At 51.5% G+C, this 20,529-nt stretch carries 22 protein-coding genes; 15 read left to right on the top strand and 7 right to left on the bottom strand.

Translation table 11 applies throughout. From position 1 onward, the window contains the following. Positions 1-494: 494 nt before the first annotated feature. From AC1D13_RS21235 to AC1D13_RS21290, 12 genes are read left to right on the top strand one after another with little or no spacing between them, the layout of a single operon-like run. On the top strand, positions 495-1,601 hold the full coding sequence (locus AC1D13_RS21235; RefSeq protein WP_477690237.1) for a nucleotidyltransferase family protein: 1,107 nt from the start codon (positions 495-497) through the stop codon (positions 1,599-1,601). Positions 1,602-1,619: 18 nt separating this feature from the next. Next, positions 1,620-2,480: a nucleotidyltransferase domain-containing protein gene (locus AC1D13_RS21240; protein WP_477690238.1), complete on the top strand. Its 861-nt coding sequence runs from the start codon at positions 1,620-1,622 to the stop codon at positions 2,478-2,480. A gap of 5 nt (positions 2,481-2,485) precedes the next feature. Beyond that, entirely contained in the window at positions 2,486-3,277 is a 792-nt protein-coding gene (locus tag AC1D13_RS21245; RefSeq protein WP_477690239.1) for a class I SAM-dependent methyltransferase, read from the top strand. Beyond that, positions 3,274-4,134: a putative PEP-binding protein gene (locus AC1D13_RS21250; protein ID WP_477690240.1), complete on the top strand. Its 861-nt coding sequence runs from the start codon at positions 3,274-3,276 to the stop codon at positions 4,132-4,134. The genes AC1D13_RS21245 and AC1D13_RS21250 overlap by 4 nt, the downstream gene beginning before the upstream one ends. After that, positions 4,118-5,485, top strand: a complete 1,368-nt coding sequence (locus AC1D13_RS21255; protein ID WP_477690241.1) for a PLP-dependent transferase — start codon at positions 4,118-4,120, stop codon at positions 5,483-5,485. Before AC1D13_RS21250 ends, AC1D13_RS21255 begins: the two co-directional genes overlap by 17 nt. Beyond that, positions 5,478-6,833, top strand: a complete 1,356-nt coding sequence (locus AC1D13_RS21260; protein ID WP_477690242.1) for a hypothetical protein — start codon at positions 5,478-5,480, stop codon at positions 6,831-6,833. The genes AC1D13_RS21255 and AC1D13_RS21260 overlap by 8 nt, the downstream gene beginning before the upstream one ends. A 2-nt stretch (positions 6,834-6,835) precedes the next feature. Next, positions 6,836-7,843, top strand: coding sequence for a PLP-dependent cysteine synthase family protein (locus tag AC1D13_RS21265; RefSeq protein WP_477690243.1), 1,008 nt, complete (start codon positions 6,836-6,838; stop codon positions 7,841-7,843). A 3-nt stretch (positions 7,844-7,846) separates the two neighbouring features. After that, positions 7,847-8,611: a hypothetical protein gene (locus AC1D13_RS21270; RefSeq protein ID WP_477690244.1), complete on the top strand. Its 765-nt coding sequence runs from the start codon at positions 7,847-7,849 to the stop codon at positions 8,609-8,611. A gap of 10 nt (positions 8,612-8,621) precedes the next feature. Continuing rightward, positions 8,622-9,461 carry a hypothetical protein gene (locus AC1D13_RS21275; RefSeq protein WP_477690245.1) on the top strand — a complete coding sequence of 280 codons (840 nt, stop codon included), beginning with the start codon at positions 8,622-8,624 and terminating at the stop codon, positions 9,459-9,461. Further along, positions 9,458-10,429 carry a hypothetical protein gene (locus tag AC1D13_RS21280; RefSeq protein ID WP_477690246.1) on the top strand — a complete coding sequence of 324 codons (972 nt, stop codon included), beginning with the start codon at positions 9,458-9,460 and terminating at the stop codon, positions 10,427-10,429. Before AC1D13_RS21275 ends, AC1D13_RS21280 begins: the two co-directional genes overlap by 4 nt. Continuing rightward, positions 10,419-11,261: a hypothetical protein gene (locus AC1D13_RS21285; protein WP_477690247.1), complete on the top strand. Its 843-nt coding sequence runs from the start codon at positions 10,419-10,421 to the stop codon at positions 11,259-11,261. Before AC1D13_RS21280 ends, AC1D13_RS21285 begins: the two co-directional genes overlap by 11 nt. Continuing rightward, the gene (locus AC1D13_RS21290) at positions 11,258-12,118 is read left to right on the top strand and encodes a putative PEP-binding protein (protein ID WP_477690248.1); all 861 of its coding nucleotides are present in this window, start codon (positions 11,258-11,260) and stop codon (positions 12,116-12,118) included. The genes AC1D13_RS21285 and AC1D13_RS21290 overlap by 4 nt, the downstream gene beginning before the upstream one ends. A gap of 181 nt (positions 12,119-12,299) precedes the next feature. Here AC1D13_RS21290 and AC1D13_RS21295 read toward each other — a convergent pair whose 3' ends face one another. The 6 genes from AC1D13_RS21295 to AC1D13_RS21320 all read right to left on the bottom strand — a co-directional run bounded on the left by AC1D13_RS21295 (position 12,300) and on the right by AC1D13_RS21320 (position 16,925). Further along, complete coding sequence (locus AC1D13_RS21295) at positions 12,300-13,121, bottom strand: DUF6065 family protein (RefSeq protein ID WP_477690249.1); 822 nt, start codon at positions 13,119-13,121, stop codon at positions 12,300-12,302. Between the two features lie 121 nt (positions 13,122-13,242). Next, positions 13,243-13,983, bottom strand: a complete 741-nt coding sequence (locus AC1D13_RS21300; protein ID WP_477690250.1) for a 2-phosphosulfolactate phosphatase — start codon at positions 13,981-13,983, stop codon at positions 13,243-13,245. 183 nt (positions 13,984-14,166) lie between these two features. Then, a complete protein-coding gene (locus AC1D13_RS21305; RefSeq protein WP_477690251.1) occupies positions 14,167-14,355 on the bottom strand; it encodes a hypothetical protein in 189 nt (62 codons plus the stop codon). A gap of 931 nt (positions 14,356-15,286) precedes the next feature. Then, positions 15,287-15,580 carry a GNAT family N-acetyltransferase gene (locus AC1D13_RS21310; protein WP_477690252.1) on the bottom strand — a complete coding sequence of 98 codons (294 nt, stop codon included), beginning with the start codon at positions 15,578-15,580 and terminating at the stop codon, positions 15,287-15,289. Beyond that, a complete protein-coding gene (locus tag AC1D13_RS21315; protein ID WP_477690253.1) occupies positions 15,577-16,326 on the bottom strand; it encodes a hypothetical protein in 750 nt (249 codons plus the stop codon). The genes AC1D13_RS21310 and AC1D13_RS21315 overlap by 4 nt, the downstream gene beginning before the upstream one ends. Then, complete coding sequence (locus AC1D13_RS21320; protein ID WP_477690254.1) at positions 16,323-16,925, bottom strand: hypothetical protein; 603 nt, start codon at positions 16,923-16,925, stop codon at positions 16,323-16,325. Before AC1D13_RS21320 ends, AC1D13_RS21315 begins: the two co-directional genes overlap by 4 nt. 352 nt (positions 16,926-17,277) lie before the next feature. On the opposite strand from AC1D13_RS21320, the gene AC1D13_RS21325 reads away from it, so the two are divergent. The 3 genes from AC1D13_RS21325 to AC1D13_RS21335 are packed head-to-tail and all read left to right on the top strand — an operon-like array spanning position 17,278 to position 19,716. Beyond that, positions 17,278-18,747 carry a GNAT family N-acetyltransferase gene (locus tag AC1D13_RS21325; protein ID WP_477690255.1) on the top strand — a complete coding sequence of 490 codons (1,470 nt, stop codon included), beginning with the start codon at positions 17,278-17,280 and terminating at the stop codon, positions 18,745-18,747. A gap of 16 nt (positions 18,748-18,763) precedes the next feature. Further along, on the top strand, positions 18,764-19,162 hold the full coding sequence (locus tag AC1D13_RS21330) for an ASCH domain-containing protein (RefSeq protein WP_477690256.1): 399 nt from the start codon (positions 18,764-18,766) through the stop codon (positions 19,160-19,162). 8 nt (positions 19,163-19,170) lie between these two features. Beyond that, complete coding sequence (locus tag AC1D13_RS21335) at positions 19,171-19,716, top strand: ATP-binding protein (protein WP_477690257.1); 546 nt, start codon at positions 19,171-19,173, stop codon at positions 19,714-19,716. A 1-nt stretch (position 19,717) separates the two neighbouring features. Here AC1D13_RS21335 and AC1D13_RS21340 read toward each other — a convergent pair whose 3' ends face one another. Then, on the bottom strand, positions 19,718-20,506 hold the full coding sequence (locus AC1D13_RS21340) for an HNH endonuclease (RefSeq protein WP_477690258.1): 789 nt from the start codon (positions 20,504-20,506) through the stop codon (positions 19,718-19,720). Positions 20,507-20,529: the final 23 nt, after the last annotated feature.

Here is a 20,529-nt window from a genome sequence, read left to right on the forward strand (position 1 = left end):
GTGAAGGACAGAGATGACCAATACGAGAAAGCATTCAGAGTTGAAGGCGATGGCCAGAAGCTCCACATTGGCGCAGTTTTTCTACCGAATCTCTCTCGGGGGCAATGGCCCCACCAAGCAAAGCCTTATTGACGAGAAAACGGCTAACTTCTTAAGTCGATCGGCGGTAGCGCGGAAAGCAGTTCGTGATCAAGCCATATGCCTTCGGCGAGGGCCCGCGCTGGGAATGCTTCCCGCTCCAGCGGTCGTCGTCGCAATGACGATTGACATTAGAGTCTTGAGATTGTCCAAGCTTGTCTTAGCCGTTCAGTGATGTCGCTCACCGCACTGGTAATAACTTTGTCTCGTCCTGGTGAGGTCGCGACCTCCGGTGCAACAAGCTCCCCAAATTGGGATGCATCGGTATTGTTGGGATGGGTTGTTGGACGCTTGGCCCATGAAGCACGGCAAACGAAACCTACGGCGAACAGGTTAGCGAAATTCGGAGAGCAAAGATGCTGAGTGATCAAGGAAAATTTCTTCTGTCCGCTTTGCACAGTGCAATTAACCCTCACCCTAAGCCAGGCGTTGTCACCGATCCCATATTTTTGGATAGCATTCACGCGCTTCTTCTTATCGAGAAAGGTTTGGGCGCTACGGGTGCGTTCACCTCGCCTGAGCTAGTCCAGTATCAACAGCTCTCCGCGGCGCTCTGGAAGGAGCAACGTCTAGAGATTGAAAAAACTCTTGCGGCATTCAGATCTGCTGGCTACAAATTCGCCGTCATAAAAGGCGCGGACATCGCCGCACGATGGTATGCGGAGATGCCGCTGTGCTTTCGCGGTGACATCGATGTTCTCATCGAGGAGGCTGATCGCACGAAAGTCAAGGATTTGATGTGTGAGTTGGGCTACATGCAAGGTCAGCTCAATATTGAGACCTGTCAGATCGAGCCATTCACGCAGGACTATATCGACCGCCGAGAGGATGGGAATTACAGTCTTCCGTCATTTGGCAAGGTAAAAAAACTACATGGAATTTCGTCCTCTCAGGCCTCCTTGGTCCTACCAGAAAGTGGTTGGCGAAAACCCGTCTTTGTGTATGAGGGAGCGGTATTCGCGGCTATTACATTTGACTTCGCCACCGGCTTGGATGCAGTTTTTCCGGCATCCGAAATATTTGATGATGCCGAGCCCAGTCTGCTTGACCAGGGACTAGGCGTAAGCCCCACCGACACCTTGTGGTATTGCTTAGCGCTGTACTACTTAGAAATATCCTGGCACGGCGCTACAACACGACTAACCCGCCTTGCGGAAATAGGACGAATGCTTAGTCAAGAAAATCTCATCGACTGGGACAAGTTCGTGCGCATCTGCATTGCGTTGGAGATCCGACCCAACGTCTATTACTTCCTGCGCTTTCTGCAGCGAACATTTGGAGTTCGGGTACCCGCTGAGACACTCACTCAACTAGAGCCATGGAAAGGAAATCGAGCTCGTGACTATGGCTGGCAGCTCTACCGCTTGTTCGGCGAGACTGAGCCATTTCCGATCGGATTCGATTCGGGGGCACTTGAAGCAACCGAGGGGACAGCGGATACGACTGCATGTGGTCAGAATTAATCAAAAAAGAGTTGAAGCATGAAAAACAACCTGGTTTGGCAAGTGCAGGGTTCGCAGCTGAATTCTGCTCTGTCACGGCGAGGGTTGGATGCCACAGCAATCCTGGCGGCAGCCAAACTCTATCCAGATGACATCGTCTATGTAGGTGGCTCCCTCGTGGAGGGTCTAGGCGACAACTCATCAGATTTGGATGTTTTTGTTCTGACAAGCCGCGAGAACATTGCAGCTCGACGTGGCGAATTCGATTCTGAAAGGCGTGAACTCCAGGAACGCCTTGAGTTTGGAATTTCATATTTAACAATTGGCGACGTAGAGCTTGACGTGGAATTTCACGCGGTGGAGAAGTTTCATGCACTCTTCAATGCACTTAACCAAATGCGACCCGTCAATCGCGTCAAGCTGTGGGAAAGTTTTCGGTCACTTGGGGGACTTGAGCGTACGCACGCACTTGAGCTTCTTCATCGTTTCAGATGCAGTTGGACATTGGGGAACTTCGACAGTTACCAACGTTTGAGAGCCTGCTTCGACGAAGAGACATTTCTGAGATGGAACGCAATGTTCTGTTTGATGGAGTGTGAAGACTACGCTAAAGGGACGAATCGGAGCCTGCGCGAAGGCGATGCACAAAGCGCATGTCTAAAGTTGAGATATTTTTTTGACAACCTCGTCGATGCCACGTTGTTCGATGCGGGGCAAAGTCTGGATCGATGGAAGTGGAGATTACCTAAGCTGCGGCTGCTTGCAGCCGACGAATTGCATGACGACTATATTGCCGTTCAGTTTTCGCACGGAACCGATTTGCACCTAACAGACCTTGCAAAACATATGCTGGTCAAAGGTCAGGTGTACCACAAAGAGCTTCTTAGGAGATATGAATGATRGACATGGGATTTCTTCAAAGAATCAAAAGTACCGCGGCCCAGGAAGGGTTGTTACGGCACTTTCCTGCCCTGTTCCTGTCGTTCGGAATTGCGGCGCAGCGCTCCACGCGTTTAACCGAAGCACTACATTCGCATCTGCGGCGAAACAGCCATGACGTACTAGATGCTATTGGAAACCTGCTTCGGGAGGAGCAGGTCGTCTGTCCATGGGGTGACGCGTTGGCGATTGACCGGGCGAAGGTGCTAGCCAATTGGATCGCTCCCCATGTGACCGGAGAAAGCGTGCTCGATCTCTTGTGCGGTGATGGGGCTGTTGGTAATCAGCTCGGGAAAGCATGCAGCGCAAACGTACATCTGGTCGAACGTCAGTTTCAGCGCGGAGTTATGAATCGGGACTGGATCCGTGACATAGAAGACTTTGAAACTTTCATCACCACACATGAATCGTCGGTCAAGCACGACACGATTTTGCTTTGCACCGTGTTGCATCATGAAACTGACCCCGTGCAATTACTCGAGCTTGCCGCACAGCGCGCTGCGCGGCGCATTCTCATCGTTGAGAACTGTATAGAGGAGGTCTACGAAGCCGACTATCACTTACTCGTGGACGCAATCTTTAACTGCAGTCTCTACAGGACCCAGCTACCCATTCCCGGTCAGCACCGTACGGCGCATGAATGGCGGGAATTGTGTGAGAAGCATGGACGCGTCAGCCAGATCCACCACACGACTAAAGTTCCGGGAATACCGCTAGGCCACACCCTAATGGTCGTCGATCTGGAGGATTGCTCATGAGACTGCTGCTAGGGCTTAATGGAGAAATTCCAGCCGCCTCGGTTGTGCAAGACTTCGACGGTGTGGGACTCATCCGTGGCGAGTACTTGTGCAGACAGGCAGGCGAATGGGTATCTCAGTCCGGCTGCCAAGCATATGTTGAGCAGTACGTTTCTAACATATGCTCCATGTTTTCCGGTCGACCAGTATGGTACCGGCTTATCGACATGGAGTCCAATGAGGTCAACGTTCTTCCTGGTTGTGACGTACAGATCAAAGAGAAGACAACGATGCTTGGGTTGCGTGGATTGCGTCGGGGATTACTTCATACTGGCTCCCTTCGATGCGAGCTTTCCGTGCTAAGGAAGATTTTCTCAAGACATAAAAATCTTTGCGTTCTCTTACCGTTTGTGACAGACGCGAACGAGGTGAGGGCATTTCTCAAGATTGCACAGTCGGAGTCACTCATCACACGCTTCGGCGTTATGGCCGAAATTCCATCAGCCATTATTGATCTTCGAGCAATACTTGCCGAAGGGATTGATCAAGTCACCATCGGCATGAATGACCTTACCAGTCTGACTTTGGGGGCATCCCGCGAAAGCGCTTCCCACCAGAAGGATCATCCCAGCGTGTTGTCTTTGGTCGGTAGCGCTGTAGCTCAAGCGGCCGCCGCGGGTGCAGACCTAGCAGCCGCTGGTTATCTCTCCGCGCAAGTTATTCGGCGCTTGGGGGAAGTTGGCGTGGAAAGCTCGGTTGTTCACTACAGTGCCCTGCACGAGTGTTGGCCAGATCGGTATGCAGATCTAGATGGAGTGATGGACCTAATGGCCATTAAGCGCGACGTGCGAAGGATGGTCAATGACCCAACTTTCTGAGCTTCCCGCACCCGCCGATGGGCTAGTTCGACAATACTGGCGGAAGCTATTAATTGGCCTAGTGAGCGAAGCTGAAAGTTGGGCTAAAGAACGGCCCAGCCTTACCGCCGTCGCCGCCTCCGCCTGCTCCCTGCTGGAGACCTTCTCGAAACGGGCGGACCATGCAATAGATGATGAGTATGAACTGCAAGGTCAATACAGAACCGTTGCGAAGCAACTCGCACTATGCCTCATAGCCGATGAGACCATCGCCATGTCTTATGAGAGCATGGAACAGTTCTGGGAAGATGCGGGTAGACAAGCCAGAGGCGAAAGCCTGAACACATTCTGGGACGTCTACGAGCATGGCGCTCGCCGCCGGCTTGAAATGCGAATCGCAGAACTGTACGGTGCCGAGGACGCGATTCTGGTGAACAGCGGAATGTCTGCAATAGCCTTGGCTTTAGAGAGCGTTTCACTGAGACAAGGCGACAGTATTCTGGCTGAGGCTTCGAGTTATTTCGAAACCACTGACTTACTCAATCAAGTGTATCGGTGCCGCGGGGTAATCGTCGTACACCCCGAAAACAGGGTGGCCTCCAACGCGGATGAACCTAAGGTCGCGATCTTGGAAGCGGCTAACGCCACACCCGGCGCGTCGGGCGGACACAGTTCTCGCCTACTGGATTCAATTGGATCAAAGACTCGCCTGATTGTCGACAACTCTTTCTATGGGCCGGCTGTGCAATGGTGTCAAATTGCTCATGCACATCGCTCAGCTCTATTTGTGGAGAGCACGGCAAAGTTTTTGTGCCGAAGCGTCATGGGCGGTGTCATCTATGGTGCGCGGGAAGCTATCACCGCAGTGCGCGGCATTGCCAGAAGCTCGGGACAACAGCTGCAGGCTTCAGCATTTCATCATATTCGAACGGGTGAGCTCGATGCTGCGGTGCTACGACTTCAAATCCATTCACGCAATGCGCAAGCATTGATTCAATCGGTTTGTGATCTGCCGTTTCTGAAGATGTGCACGCTACTAACACCGAATTTCGAGACTGTGGCGACAGCCGCTCCGGCAGGTTGCCTTGTATTCCTACGAGTTCGGCCTCTGCCCGATATTTCGGCAGCCGAGTTGCACCGGAAAATTCTTCGGGCTTGGCGTGACAGGGCTTCGCGACTAGGCCTGCACATCAGTATCCGTGCAGGATACGGATGGGACGAGACGACCGCACGCTGCTATGAGGGTTTGGCACTCAAGCAAACAGGGGTTGAAGACTATATGCGTATATCGGTGGGGATTCAAATAGCCTCCGACATCACAGCGTTGGGACGTGCTCTTGCTGCATCAATTAAGGAAGTTTGCCATGTCTGATAGCTACGGATTTGAGAGTCACTCAACGTCTCCGAAAACCGCCAAGAGCCGTACCGCGCGCGCGCAGCCCGGTGCACACCGCTATCACTTTCCCCAGAGTGGTCGGAGAATTGGCGGCTCTATGACGGTTACTGAGGCGTCGGCAGATCTACTGCGCACATACTGGATGCACAGGGCATGTGTGCGAACCTTGGCTGGCGGTCTTATCAGAATTGGTCATCAGGAACTGAAGTTAGAGCTGGCGCACCACCTTTATCAGCATTCTGAGGCCGCAGTTGCATTGCGAAGCAGACTACGGGAACTTCGCGTATCAGAAAAGTCCTTGGACGAAGGGTCGCCTTCCTGGTTAGAGGTAGCTATCAACGAGATATTGCTAATTGAGGATACGGTTAGTCTCGTGGTCTGTCTGAGAAAGGTGCTACTGGATCCTCTTGTTATTCATCTGAAATCGTATCTGCTTGCCGCAGACGGGCTTCTTGATCAACCCTCCATTCGTATCCTCAGGCGAGTGCACGGAGATGTTGAATCGATGCAGGCATGGCACGAGAAAGTCGAGCAAGCGGCGACTGCTGCTGGCGATGAACCGGCAGCCTGGTCGAAGCTGGCGAAGCACATAAGCATTAAAGTCACTCAGGTGCAGCGCGAAGGTATATTGCCCACTGAATGCCCCACTTATGTGCGGCCTGACCAGTGTGAGCGAGATGACCGCTTCTCTACTTTTCATCACACTCGCAGTTACGACGCTGAAGGGGCCTCGGTCGCAAAGACGGACGAAACGCTTGCATCGGAGTGCTTTGAGTTGTTCCGCGTTCAGCGTGACGAACTTGATGCCATTGAGACCTTCGCTAACGTCATATTTGATCTTCGCCCGTCCTTTGAGCTTGAAGCAATGCTGGCCAGGTTGGTTTGGGATGAAGCGCGCCACGCGGAGATGGGCCAGCAGAATCTGGAGCGCCTTGGCTATGAGCCGTTTTCTATCCCTTGCGGGATTATCGGGATCAACGTGCGCTCGCCCCTTCCACCGCTGATAGCTTTTGCGCAGATCAGTATATTTGGAGAGCTTAACCAAGTCGGTACGCTGAAAAGAATAGCGGACCGCTGTTACGAGGAGGGAGACAGGGACAGCGCGCGAGCCTTTGACTACACGCATGCAGACGAGATGATGCATCTGCGCGTGGGCCGGCAATGGTTAACAAAACTTGCCGCCAGTGCTGGCATGAGCTTGGAAGCGCTGGAAGAATCCGCACGCCAGCATGCAATACGGCGGTTGAGAGAAGAAGGTGTCGTGGGTGAAGATTACGCAAACCGAATCACTGCCAGCGACTTGGCGGCGCTCATTGGAGAGTAATGATGAAAATATTTGAGAGTGTTGCGGCTACCGTTGGCAACACGCCATTGGTGCGGTTGTCACGGTTTTCAACTCAAACCTCTGTTAATTTGCTGGGCAAATGCGAGTTCATGAATCCTGGCGGCTCGGTCAAGGACCGAATTGGCTTTCACATGGTAAGCCGGGCCGAAGCCGCTGGATTGCTGCGGCCTGGGGGAACGATTGTCGAGGCAACTGCCGGCAATACTGGAATGGGACTGGCGATGGCAGCAGCCACCCGTGGTTACGGGCTTGTTGCCACGATGACAACAAAGATGAGCTCCGAGAAAGTCAACTTGCTTAAAGCCCTAGGTGCACAGGTGGTTATGTGTCCTTACGAAATACCTTACGGGCACGCAGAGCATTTCATGAGTCGCGCCAAGGCTCTGGCCATGGAGATAGAGGGAGCATGGTACGCGGATCAGTTTTTTAATCCCGAGAACGTGCAAGCACATTACAGCAGTACCGGCCCAGAGATATGGGAGCAAACCCACGGAAAGGTGAATGCTGTCATCGCCGGCATGGGTACCGGTGGAACACTTAGCGGGATTGGCCTCTATCTGCGCCAGAAGCAAAGCGACATTGACATCATCATGGCTGACCCAATAGGAAGTGTGCTCAAGGGCGCGAGGGACGGGACCGAGCAATTGGCTCGCCCGTATCGAGTAGAAGGAATCGGCGGCGACTTCGTTCCGAAGAATGTTCGACTTGACGTAGTCACTGAAGCCATCGCCGTCTCAGATACAGAAGCCATCAAAGCTGCCTTGCGACTTTTCAGGACCGAGGGCATGTTTGTCGGTGCCTCTGCCGGCGCAACTTTGGCCGCAGCAACTGTCTATGCCAAGAGGCCAGAAAATTCGGGGAAGACAGTCATTGCCATGTTGCCCGACAGTGGTCGCTCATACGTGAGTACCATCTACAACGAAGAGTGGCGACTGAAATACGGAATTATCGTGAACGATCACGAAATGCAAGTTTCCGAAGCAGTTTGATGTATGTACATCATCGGCCACTACGTTACTTCGTCGCTTAGCAGACGATACTCTAGCTCCGCACTCCTTGGTAGCGATGGCCCTGCGCTGTACTTGCCAGACTTCGTGCGTTGTCATGAATGGGGTTACTCCAACTGTTTCTCGATGCCTGACTCAGATCTGGTTCAGGCCTTCATCAAGGCACACATGTTGGGCGATTGGTGGGTGCACTACGGATCCGGAAACCTCGCAAAGCGCAAAGGCTGGGCCTATAAGCGCATGTCGATATTTTCCAGTTCGTATCAAGCCTTCTTCGACGAGGCTGAGAGATTGGGTCTGGCTGATCCTGACCGAGGGCGCGATAGCGTCAGAGGGTTTTCTCACACCATGATGGAGTACTGCATCGACAGCCATCTAGCAAGAACAATGCCCCATGAGCAGTTTGACGCCTTGCGAGATTCACTCTGTCGACTTGGTCTAGAGGGAGAACGTTGGTCAATTCCGCATCTGAAATCTGTGTTGCAAAAACTCGGTGTCCAAGGTGACTTCGGGCATCTAGATCACGATGTCGAGTCTTTTCGATCGCGTGTAGCAGCCTCCCAATCTGCGCACGAGTTCGCCATAAGAGCAGGCGTGAAGAAGTTCGGATTGCAAAGCTGCGATGAGTCACTCAAGTTGGTCGATCGAACCATTCAACTAGGCCTTATGAAAATCCCTTCGCAGGAGCTGGACACTGTCGTGTCCATGATGGCCGAATTCATCTCTTTACACACATCAACAGCACATTAGGAGATGCCATATGGACATGCTGGGCCATTGTGAAGTCGCCCTGCGAAGCGGCCTTCATAGTCATGAGGACATCTATGGAGAGGGTTTGATTGATCTTATGCTACCTAATATGCTGCATTGTCATGATTGGGCTTACGCGAACATGTGGACCATAGATGAATTTCCGGCCGAGCTTGGTGCAGCACCAAGTCTCATTCGGTCCCATATCGTGGCTGACTGGGTAATCCACTACGGCAAGAACGACACCACCATTAAAAAGAAATGCGGATGGGCGTATCAAAGAATGGCTGCGGCAAAAAAAACCGCGAACACGTTCTTCGCCAATGCAAAATCGAAAAATCTGCTATTTGCAAATACTGCTTTGCCGATCAACTGGACCAAGCGTGAACATTTGGACTTTTCGCACAGCATTATTGAATACTCCATTGATGTTCTATTGGCCGATGGGCTGGGGGCGGCCGAGTTTTCCTCCATGAGAAAAGTGCTTTCTCGCCTTGGAATAAGCGGTGGTTCATTGCACAAGAGGCTGTACCGGACGTTCGAGCTATTGAAGGCCACATCCGATCAAGACATGCCATTTCTGGATCGCAGCGTGGGAGGTCTCGTACAGGACGCTGCGTTGGCTGATCGGCCAGACTACTTTGCCATTTCAACAGTGATCCGAAAGTATGGGTTCAAGGACAGCCCTGACTCCTACAAATATGTTCGTCAGTATCTAGAGAACATTGCAAGAGATCTTGATGTCCATGATGTCCGTACGATGTTGAACGATGTAAGTGCAACGATCTCTAACCCTCAAGCAATATTCTCTGGCGCGCTTGGCTCTCTTACCGGCGAAGAAGCGCGATGACGAGCGGCGTTGACTTTGCTGTCCTCATCGCAACACCTGATCTGTTAGCACAGAACCTGCTTGATGACCTTATTAAGCGATTAGGTCAGCAAGAGTTGAAGGTGTTCGCAGCTTTAAGTCATGTGTTTTCAGATGCCGAAACCCATCGACTCTACGCAGGCCGACAGAGCAACCCAAGACATCCTGACGATCCCCACCACTCTCAATGGCTGGCGCCACGACTATTAACTGCTGGTCCGTCCCTGTGCCTGTTCGTAAGATCAGACAGGACACGAAATGACCTGCAGAAGTTCGTGTCCGAACTCAAAGGTAGTAGTCGGTTCCAGCAATCCCTGCTAGGCCAATTGCGCACACTTTCACCGGCGTGCGATAGGTGCATGTCCCTTGTACATAGCCCAGATGACGAAATTTCGATGGCATTCGAATTGCAGCTAATTTTCGGCGAAAGTGTTCAGGAGCAAGCACGCTCACACCGCGGAGGCCCCCTTCCGGGTTGGATTTTTCGCGCGCTTCACTCCCATATAGGAGGGAAGGCATTGAGCAATTCTCTCACCGGCTTCTACAGTCTTGTCAGGCGTGGTTACGCGTTGCTTATTGCGGCCCCTGACAGTCTCCTGTCCAGCGAGCTCCTGGATCAGTTATTCAGCGAGGACTTGCCGGGTGAGCATTGCCAGAGGTTCAATGAAAATTCATTGATGTGGGAAAGACTTTCCGCGCTGAAACCATTCGCACGGCAGTTGCATGCACAAGTGTCGCTGTCACTTTCAGGCAAGACCGATATCACAAGCTATTGCCGGGCGATTGCGTTCCTCCAACTTTCCAGAGTTCTTCAGGATTGCCTGTCAAGGAAACACTTTGACGTCGGAGTGAGTACATTATTGGCAAAGAGCTTTTCGCAAGTCGGCTTTCCTCTTGGACTGTGGGAGGAGCAACAACTGCATGTAGTGGCGGCATATCATGCTTCATAGTACGCACCTCAAGGTGAAACCGGCCGTCGGGCACTCGTCAGTTGAACTGGCTGGGCCTGAGAATATTCGCCTTGCGCAGTTAACATGCTTTCTAAATCGCGATCGCCTCGAGGGCATGCCCGGGATTTTTTCACAAGGGCGTACCGTCGGATTTTTGCAGGTCCGAATTCATCAGATGGCGAACAGGTTGCGAGCGGCTGGGTTTCCGTCGCGAATTCTTGTTCACTGCGCCTCGGCCCAAAAGATAGCAATGTCAGGTCGCCTAGCCTCTATCGGTTACGACTGTAAGGAAGCCCTCGACCTGTTAGTCGGACATCGCAACCATATTTCCGGCCGAATAGAGAAATTACTTGTGCCACCAGAGGCGGCTTGCTGCGAGTTGCAACGTCTGCATGAAGACAGTCCGCCCCGCACCATCGCGGAGCTGCAAGCACTGCAGCAGGCGCAAGGAATTGTGCCAATTCCCGGTTGGATACTGCGCGGGCTGGACGGAGTTACCTCCACCACCATCCTGGTTGACTACGGTGGCGCTGTGCGCGGCGGAATCTGCATGCAATCGATATTCGTAGGCGACGAGCCTAGCTCGATGGGATTCGCGTTTTGCATTGATGGCGCACTCGTGGGTACGGGGCTTGGTACATGGCTCAATGCCCGGGCCACTCATGACGCGCTTGGCCGCGGCGCCACAACGGTGATGGAGATCACGGCAAAAGAAGGATCAGCCTCGAGGCGAGTCAATGAAAAATGTGGCCTGACAGATGACCCTCGGTCATGTGTCATCTTTGCAGAAATAAAGCAAGTGCAGACACACGAAAGAACGGATCAACCATGAAGTACCGACTCTCCCTGAGTGGCGAGGATTGTAGTGGTCTTGGATCGTTAGACCTGGAAGGCGTTGGGCTTATCCGCGGTGAATTCCTGCTTCGAGATCGACTTGCATCGCTGCGAATCGCGAGCGCAGTTAGCGCTTTACAAACATATGTGGGGGACGTATGTGCGGAGTTCGCCGGCAGACCAGTTTGGTACAGGCTTGTGGATCTCTGGAGCGACGAAGCTGCGGTTCTTTCTGGAAGCCCAACAGAGGAGCGCGAGCACAATCCGATACTGGGCAGTAGAGGGATTCGACGATGCCTAGCCGACCTGGAACTGATGCGGATCGAATTGAATCTACTAAGTGAGGTGAGCGCGAATCACAGCAATCTCTGTCTACTTGTTCCGTTTGTCCAGGATGCCAGCGAGTTTAAGAGCGCCGTAGAGCAAATTCGGCTGGCTCGATTTGAAGGTCGTGTTGGAGCCATGCTTGAGATTCCCTCCGCTCTCCTGGATGCCAATTCATTCGTCCAAGCAGGCGCCTCGAACTTACTCATAGGTATGAACGACCTTTCTTGCTTGACATTGGGCAGAGATCGAGGATCGTACGAATTGAAGTTGCACACTGCACTTTGGCGCCTTATTGATATGGTGCCGCAGTCATTGCCGCCTGGCTTCGAATGGGGTGTCGCCGGCAGCCTGAAATCGGAGATTATTCACCGCGCGAAGCGTGCAGGCGCTGGATACGTCTCCGTGCATTACGCAGAGGCCGCGTCAATTCTTAAGCTTGATTCGGGTCTTTTTCCACAGTCGAATTATGTCAAGTCTGTGAAAGAGAAAACAGCGGAGGCTAAGCGCGGACTTCGCCGCGCAGATTAGTGAAGCTATATTCTCATTGGCTCAAGATATGACAACTGAGAGTCCCTCAAGGAGGAGTCGAACCGCTCATTTTCTTACATCATGCAGCTGTTGTTCGATGCAATGCCTTCTTTTCCTATCAAAGGTGCGACTGAAAGAAGCGCTCAAGATGCGTGATTGTGTGCCCAGTTGTTCACAGGGGCTACTTTCTATTTCGATTCGATGTCACCTTGCTCTTATAGGCACCCGCCGCGATTCTTCTACTGTCTACGGCATCGCGATAGGCGGTCCAAACTGCCGCGGGTACCTCTTCTTCCAGTCGCATGATCAAACTACTTTTCATGCGTTCACGTAGTCTTGCAGGGGTTAATACAGGTTGCACTTGCATGATAGGCTGACCCTTAGCGAAACTCACTACCTGGTCCGTATGTAGCAGCTGGATGTTCGTAAAGATGGGTCCGGGCCACACATCAAATTCGACAATTCCTTCCATCGTGAAGTAATTGGGATGGGGGATTTTATTGGTTATGCCACGGACAATAAGGCTCCACCCCTTTCTGGTTTGGGCGGTCCAACCTGACCATATCTGCACAACACCTCTTTCTGGTAAGGCACTGAGAAAAGGGGGAATCATGTCCCGAAGCTCCGGGGGGGCGAATTGATTGAATTGTGCCGCTGAGCCAGGAATCTGACCGTGTTTCAACTCGACCCATTCGTCATCTGGCGCCAAGCGCCAGACCATTCGATGACCCTCCCAAAGAATCTGGAAATCCAAGGGACACCGCAGCCACCAACCAAATCCTGAAGCTTCGCTAAACGGAACGCAGTGGCGTAACGCCCGCAAAGGTGCCTGTTCATTGAGGGACCGGTCAGCAGGCTCAGGAGACGGACAATCCGCAAGCAGGGCGAGGAATTTGATTAGCGGTTCACYTTCACCCCTTTCGGGTGAGGTACGCACGGGCTGTGCATGCTTATTCATCTGCGTACCTTTATCTTGTCTGAAGATATAGAAGACCGCCGCCATACGATAGCTGGACCATTTGAGAGCTGAGAATGAGTCAAGCTACTAGCGGTTAGTCGGATTTAAATACGAACAGTTCCGCTAGCTCATTGAGTGCCGCCCACTCTTGCGACCGGAAGTGAGGTTATATCTCGCCCCAAGCACGCACACAATCCTTATGAAGCACGCATGCCGTATCGCTCACGTCTAACTGAACGCACAGCGAAACATCATCCTGGAATCCTCTCTCTCTCAACTCGTAGCCGGAGCTGCATTTCTCAAGAACATCAGCTAAGCCAGCATGCGCCGCTGCATGAAAGGCCGCCTGCGCCATCTGAGCTTCCGGAGACTTAATTCCATTGAGAGAGGCGATGATGGCACCCGCTCCAATGTAGTCCTCTAGCGCCGGGCGCATCTCACCTCCCGTCCATTTCTCTCCGCACGCTATTACTCCAACGGACTTGAACTGCCCACAATATTTCGCTGTAGCACTTGCATTGCGCAAGCATCCAATGGCCGCCCGAGCACCAAGCTGCTCGGCCAGAAATACCGAGGCCGATCCATTAGGTGACGGGAGTACGAGCCTAGTTCCTGCAGCGATATCTAGCAGCGAATGGGGAGACAAAGAGAATCCACTCTTACCAAAGCGTCGCTTGATGCTTGCGACGAGCGCATTTTTCTCGGCACCGTATGGAATGGCTCGCTCATCCTTCCAAGGAAACGGAAAGATCAAGGCACCCCTAGAAGTGGCAATCTCTACACAGGTTGAGAAAGACATGACATCCACAATAACAAGACATTCGCATTGAGGTGCCAACGCCCTCACACCCTCAGGTCCCCACTCAAGCTTGATGTCAAAGCGATGTTGGTCGAAGTACGATTCCAAGTGTGTTCCCAGTAAAGACAAGCGGGATACTACTCGTCTTGAGTTTTTTTGCTGACGCAAAACCTGTTACGCCGTATGAGCTTGAAAAAAGGCCTCTCGGATGAGAGACCTTTCGGCTCTACTTGCCGAACGGCATCGCAGAGCTCTAACGGACCTGGTGCATCATAGGTCCGCAGCCACTAATTAACAGTGACCGTTGCCGCTACTGCCACCGAGCATGACGCGACCGTCATAACGGAGTGCGTCAGCACGCACGGCGATGCCGTCGCTGCGTTCTGCCTTGGCGCTGCCCTCTTGCGCTGGTGACAGCGAAAAGGTCTTTTGCTTCAGACGGCTGGATTCAGCCTGAGCGCTGGGCGCTTGCTTCTGCATGAATTGCATAATTTCCTCTACAAGTTACGACGCAATAGCGCGCCGTTAAGTTTATAGATTGCGGCCAAGGTAGTTGTCAATCTCTCTCGACGATATTAGAGCGTGTGAAAATTAACCTGATCGACTGATGATTCGTAGCCCTAGTTATCGTGATCTACGAGGAGATTTTTTAGCATCCTCCGAATAGGGGAGACACATCAATGGTCGTATGCTATTTGCAGCACTGTCATTCATGGCAGAAATCTGTCGGTCGTGCATAGCTTCTCATTTGCTAGAGGTGCACGTAGTAGTAGAGCGAGAAGATATCGCCGATGCGCCGGCAGTATTGTTTTCGACCGGACAAATTCTGGGGCGCGACGAGGCGGCATCTTGTCGTCTCCCTAGTTCAAGTTGCTGTGGCGTCACTAGGACGACGTAAAGGGTGCAGCCGCCCTAGTTTTGGCAATATTCACGATCCCTAAGCCCGAACACAAGGCCATCCACCAAAGGAATGTGTCACATGCCGCTAGTTCCGACTTCACCTTAAGTGCGACAGGACCAGCCACCTAAAGCTCTGCAATTTGTGTATTTTTGAGCGACAAGCAGTCGTCTCACTGACAAGCGATAGTACTTACTTATCGATAGCCAGCGCAACTTCGTGGCCCAGGCCGCGCCTGCCATCGGCAATGGTTCCTCCGCCAAAAATCTTGCTGCGCGTGGAAACGGAACCGCACCACCAGAAGGGCCTAGCAGGCTCCGTAAACGCCCCTTGTCGCAAGCCGTGACCTTAGTTTTCCAGCTACCGCCTACTAATTTCAGGATTTCAGCGCAAGCAGCAGCCAACACAGGTTGACAGGCCACCTATGAGATTTGTGGCGTTCAGCGGTGTGGAAGTAGCGCCTCGATCTGGCTGTTCCTTTACGTTAGCCGCCGTATGAGGATGTTCACCTGTTCACGGCTGCGGCCAAACTGAGTTCGGGGAGCGCTGCGGCGTACAGGTAGGGACTACCTTCAAGCCGTTAGCGCGACTCTCATCCAGCACATGCTTTGCCAACCGAGAGCCCCACTTCCTTCCTTCACACTCCGGATCGACAACCGTGTGAGTAAATGTGATCGTTTTGCCATCCAGATGGTAATGGCAAACCCCTGCCTTTTTTTCATCCAAGAACGCCTCATACTTATGGGTACTTGCGTTGTTCTTAATTTCTACCATACGAGGCATCCGGGTTGTGGTCGGTGCATTCATACACGTGGCAGTGAAGTCAGACTGACAATTGCGCCTATGAAGTGATGCCTTGAACTGTTATCGATTACCTGCTCGTCAACCTCATCAAATATGCGGCCGTGAATATCATGGCTCACATTGAAGGTATGGATCTCCGCGACGATATCTGGCAGCGGGCCTAGCTCAGCAAGCCAACCTTCATACTTTTTCTTAATATGCCCCTCATTCATTTCAAATTGATCGGGGTTCTTCGAATGAAGCGCTCCGAAAAAAGACAAATTCAAAGTACTTTTCCCTGTGGCTCCGCTCAATCTGTGAAACTCGAGATTACGACGGATATCGGAGAGGATCAATTTCCTGCCGGGATTAAACCCTTTGAGTTCAATCACACAGTGAGGTTTGTTCCCGAAATATCCCGCTTTTGAACCATCGACGTACACAGCTATATCGACTCGCCCTTTCCTAGAAACTTTGGGTATTGGATGATGCGGACGAAATACGCTACCACCTCTTTTTAAAGGATCACGCCCTCGCGATATCAAAGGTAGACAATCACGTTCTAGGAACTTGGTGGCATGCTCTATATGAATTTCATAAGGATCAGCAGATGGCCCATTGAGTTTATTGATAGCAACTGCCGTAGCGACTGTGAATAGGTATTCGGCGTTGAATTGAACTTGAGGTTGATCGCAAAAGCTGACCATGTCTTCGCACGCTCGCTTCATACCCGCAACGATTGCCTCTCGCAATTTAGATGAATCATTCATTTTTTGTGCCCAATACTTTGGACCGGCCGCGCACCCAACCTATTCCCCAGCTTTAACAAGTCTTCGTGTGTTTTCACAAACAAGGGGACAGACGCATTAATTTCTTCGGCCTCCTGGCGTATCCAGTMAGGCGGATTTTCTGGATCGGTGTTTCGCGGTAAAACGGTAACGTGTGAATTACTGTCTGTCGGAGTCGTGTACTGAGAAATTTTCACTCCAAGATCATTAGCAGCTTTTACAAATTCTATTTTCTTGCCCTCTAGTGCTTTATTGGAGAAAGTATGTGCGGCATCGGACCACGTTTCGACTACTTCAAATAGAGGCGTAACGTATACGCGGGGGAACATTGAAAGAAAATGATGTTCCCTATAGGCACGTATATATCCGTGATCGGCAAAGAGCGCTCTGAATTTCTGAAAAAGTTGTTCATCGTGCGGCGTTAAGCTCTTTTTGATGCCCCTGTAGTCGTAGAACAGGCCGGCAAATACAAACGCCGAGATACCAAAATAGGCGTCGAAGTGAGCGATACCCTTGACCCAGCCTGCGGCAAAACAAAGAGTGGCTATTCCCACAATAATCCTAGAGACGATCAGCCCCATGGCGTTGCCTCCCACCGGTTCGATTCATATCCCATATTGCCTCCTCGAAGTTATAGCGGCCACTGTAGCTGATTCGTCGGAAAAACCGATGCTCACGCCTTAACCATTCCCGCGCGGAGATTGCCGCGCCCGAGACGCCCAAGTGCACCCCGAAACTAACCGCTGACAATCCCAGCCTCTTGGGCAACACGGCCAACACAAGCCTTTGAGCCGCGACGGATGCGGGGCCAGGAATCGGAGGCTCAGTAATCCGCGGGCTACCACCATTTATCCAGCTGACCCCATGCCTTAAGATAAGCAAACACATAATGGCCTAGCTGGCTGGGTAATCTGGTGTTAGGGGGGACTACCGTTGACGCTACGACTTCGCTTCCTGCTGGATACAAATGTCCTGATACCGCTTCAAGATAGCTATCAAATATTAGAAGCGAATCTTGCCAATTTCATTCGCCTGGCTGGAGCTGGAGGCCATCAAATCCTCTATCACCCGGCCACAGTCAGCGACTTCCAAAGAGATCCAGATAGAGATCGACGTGAACGAAATCTGCAACGGCTCAAGCAGTATTCGGCACTTGACCACCCGGCGCCCTGTCCTTGGAACAGTTCTGCAGTGTCAGCCAATGAGGCTTGCGACAACGAAATTCTTTATGCACTTGAATGTGACGCGGTTCACGCGCTGGTCACAGAAGATCGGGGAATGCACGCGAAAGCCAAAGTACGAGGGCTGGCGGGGCGCATATACACGATTCAGACTGCCGAGGACTGGCTTCGCAGGCTTCACCAGCCAAGGCAAATAGAACTGCCAAACATCGAAGATGTTCCCATGCACAGCCTGACGCCGGCATTGGAAACTGATTTCTTTGATAGCCTTCGCGACGGGTATCCCGGATTTGAGGACTGGTTTCGCAAGAAAGCACGCGAAGATCGTCGGGCCTGGACCTATCGAAGGGAAGGCGAGGCACTCGGTGCCCTATGCGTTTACCACCCACAAGTCGATGAACCCATTACCGATACAGGTGATCGTCTCAATGGACGGGCTCTCAAGTTATGCACTTTTAAAGTAGCGGAGCCTGTTCGAGGCCACAAGATCGGAGAGCTATTTCTCAAAGCAGCTTTTCGCTACGCATCTGACAATGGCTGCGAGAATATTTTTATACATGCGAACGCGGCGCGCCATGAATATCTAATTCAACTTCTTGAAGATTTTGGATTCTCAGCGCATGGTACGTATAACGGTGATAGCGTTCTAGTTAAGCCCCATCCCATTAAACCGCCCTCCACACTGGAACTGACGCCTCTCGAGTACTCAAAACGATTTTTTCCACATTTCAGGCAAGATCAACAAGTACAAAAATTCCTGATACCTATTCAACCTCAATTTCATGAAGCGCTGTTCCCAGACTATGGACTGCAATCCCGCCTATTTAGTTTGGGCAATGTAGGCAACGCGATAAAACTTGCCTACCTGTGCCATTCCCAAACAAAATCACTGAAGATTGGAGACATCGTTCTTTTTTATCGAACCACAGATGAAATGTCCGTGACATCCATTGGAATCGTGGATCGTTTTGAGGTTTTGAGCGACGCATCAAAAATTGCCGGATTAGTTAGCAGAAGAACGGTATATAGCCATAGTGAGATAGAAGCCATGGCATGTCGCGCAACAAAAGTCATCTTATTCCGCCTAACAGGTCATTTGCCAAGACCAGTTTCTTACTCTGAGCTCCTTGCAAGCCACGTGGTCCAAGGTCCCATTCAATCCATTCTCAAATTACAGAATAATGCATTCTCCAAAGTCCTCGAAATCGCCCAGTTCAAATAGAGCGATATTGCTATCCGTGAAGCCGCACTATGCCGACATGATCGTTTCGGCAATCAAGCGTGTCGAGTTCAGGCGAGCTTGGGCGGCGGAAGGTGTGAGTTCAATCGCGATCTATGCCAGTTCGCCAATACAAAAGATTGTTGCGGTTGTAGATGTCGACAAAATTGTTCACTGTGGTTCAGCAGCGCTTTGGACATACTGCTCGACCCTCGGTGGTGGCTTAACGCGCGCAGAGCTCACGGAATATTTCTCTGATAAGGAAAAAGGCTACGCCGTGATCTTGGGCAAGGTAAAACGCTTCAAAATTCCTTTTAGCCCTGCGGGCGTGATTGAGAATTTCACGGCCCCTCAATCGTTCCGCTACTTGACCAGCACTGAACTTCAGAAAATCTCCAAAAGAGCCTTTTTCCAATAATCAGTCTCATGGCAAAAATTGTCTTTGTAGCTGGTGCGCACGGTGTTGGGAAGTCTTATCTATCCTCTTCAGCCGCAACCTTGTTAGGAATGCGATACGCATCCGCAAGCGCGCTCATAAGAGAGTGGGAGAATGGCGCGAATTGGGACAAAGAAAAGCGAACCGCTGACATCGACCGCAATCAGTTGGCATTGATTGCGGCGTTAAACCAGTTGCGCAAAGGATCCACGCCCATCCTCTTGGATGGCCATTTTGTTCTGCGCGATGCTGATGGCAATTTTTCATCCATCGGGGAAAACGTATTTAAACAATTGAACTGCAGTGCAGTTATTCTTCTAACCACACCTTCAGACATCGTTCAGCAACGTCTCACCCACCGAGGGGACTTTTCATGGTCAATGGATGAGATTCACAAACTGAGTCAAGCGGAGCTAGCGCAAGCCATTGCGATTTGTGAAGCATTGGGAGTTCCCTTGGCGCAGATAGAGAGCCCAGATCAAGAAATGTTTTGTGCGCTGGTTGGTGACCTACTTAGAAAATCAAGAAGAGATTGAACTACTTAACATCAGGAGCACTTGGATAAAGCGGACTGCGACCGCCGTTTTCCTCCAACCAATGGAGATAACCATCAAGTTCGGGCGCTCCCATATTTATGACAAGCTCAATTCCGAAGAGTGCGAATACAAAATACCACTCGCTAGCAGGTGTCACTAAGAAGTCAAATTCGTGCACCGTCTGCGAGAGCGATCCGTCTTTCTCGTAGTTTTTTCTATCACTTGCATATATGCGTCTTGCGTGATGCGGCCAACTTGCAGGATACCCCCGTCTCGCATAGTTGCGCAGGGGATCAAGCTGCTGCTCATCGGCAATGTAAGCAATGCCTTCTGGATATCTAACGAGACGAAGAGCCATCGCCTCGATCGCCATTTTTGCCAAAAACCGAGAGGCCACTCTCTCGGCTGGCTCTGCATTGTCAATTGGAACAATCAAGCGTGCTGGGTCCCCTGTTTGAAATTGATTCAATATTTCAATCGGCACCTCCATACTCTTTCGACCTTCACCATCACTTCGCAGTTCCACCGAGTGACCAGATAGCAACTTAGTCTTTATCGAAGGTACGCGGCCTCGTTTGCTTGGAATTGTTTCCAAGAAACGAAGTTGAACTATCGCGGCAGATTCCAAAAAGGGCTTCTCCACCTGGCGCGCGAAGTAGTTATTACAAGAATCACAAACCACTCCGCGTGGAAGTATGTGTGCAGTATTCCAAAGGCTTTCTGGAATGACGTGCTCTACGCTTTTTGATTTGGAAGAGTCAGTTTTGCAAAAAATACAGCGGGAAGTCATTCTTGTGCGGACCTACTTTAAAT

Source organism: Polaromonas sp. P1_E12, assembly GCF_056405975.1.

What these genes read in the sequence shown, in the direction of transcription:
- AC1D13_RS21235 (WP_477690237.1), top strand. Translation starts at nt 495, where the DNA reads ATGCTGAGTGATCAAGGAAAATTTCTTCTGTCCGCTTTGCACAGTGCA.
- AC1D13_RS21240 (WP_477690238.1), top strand. Translation starts at nt 1,620, where the DNA reads ATGAAAAACAACCTGGTTTGGCAAGTGCAGGGTTCGCAGCTGAATTCT.
- AC1D13_RS21245 (WP_477690239.1), top strand. Translation starts at nt 2,486, where the DNA reads ATGGGATTTCTTCAAAGAATCAAAAGTACCGCGGCCCAGGAAGGGTTG.
- AC1D13_RS21250 (WP_477690240.1), top strand. Translation starts at nt 3,274, where the DNA reads ATGAGACTGCTGCTAGGGCTTAATGGAGAAATTCCAGCCGCCTCGGTT.
- AC1D13_RS21255 (WP_477690241.1), top strand. Translation starts at nt 4,118, where the DNA reads ATGACCCAACTTTCTGAGCTTCCCGCACCCGCCGATGGGCTAGTTCGA.
- AC1D13_RS21260 (WP_477690242.1), top strand. Translation starts at nt 5,478, where the DNA reads ATGTCTGATAGCTACGGATTTGAGAGTCACTCAACGTCTCCGAAAACC.
- AC1D13_RS21265 (WP_477690243.1), top strand. Translation starts at nt 6,836, where the DNA reads ATGAAAATATTTGAGAGTGTTGCGGCTACCGTTGGCAACACGCCATTG.
- AC1D13_RS21270 (WP_477690244.1), top strand. Translation starts at nt 7,847, where the DNA reads ATGTACATCATCGGCCACTACGTTACTTCGTCGCTTAGCAGACGATAC.
- AC1D13_RS21275 (WP_477690245.1), top strand. Translation starts at nt 8,622, where the DNA reads ATGGACATGCTGGGCCATTGTGAAGTCGCCCTGCGAAGCGGCCTTCAT.
- AC1D13_RS21280 (WP_477690246.1), top strand. Translation starts at nt 9,458, where the DNA reads ATGACGAGCGGCGTTGACTTTGCTGTCCTCATCGCAACACCTGATCTG.
- AC1D13_RS21285 (WP_477690247.1), top strand. Translation starts at nt 10,419, where the DNA reads ATGCTTCATAGTACGCACCTCAAGGTGAAACCGGCCGTCGGGCACTCG.
- AC1D13_RS21290 (WP_477690248.1), top strand. Translation starts at nt 11,258, where the DNA reads ATGAAGTACCGACTCTCCCTGAGTGGCGAGGATTGTAGTGGTCTTGGA.
- AC1D13_RS21305 (WP_477690251.1), bottom strand. Translation starts at nt 14,355, where the DNA reads ATGCAGAAGCAAGCGCCCAGCGCTCAGGCTGAATCCAGCCGTCTGAAG.
- AC1D13_RS21310 (WP_477690252.1), bottom strand. Translation starts at nt 15,580, where the DNA reads ATGAATGCACCGACCACAACCCGGATGCCTCGTATGGTAGAAATTAAG.
- AC1D13_RS21315 (WP_477690253.1), bottom strand. Translation starts at nt 16,326, where the DNA reads ATGAATGATTCATCTAAATTGCGAGAGGCAATCGTTGCGGGTATGAAG.
- AC1D13_RS21335 (WP_477690257.1), top strand. Translation starts at nt 19,171, where the DNA reads ATGGCAAAAATTGTCTTTGTAGCTGGTGCGCACGGTGTTGGGAAGTCT.
- AC1D13_RS21340 (WP_477690258.1), bottom strand. Translation starts at nt 20,506, where the DNA reads ATGACTTCCCGCTGTATTTTTTGCAAAACTGACTCTTCCAAATCAAAA.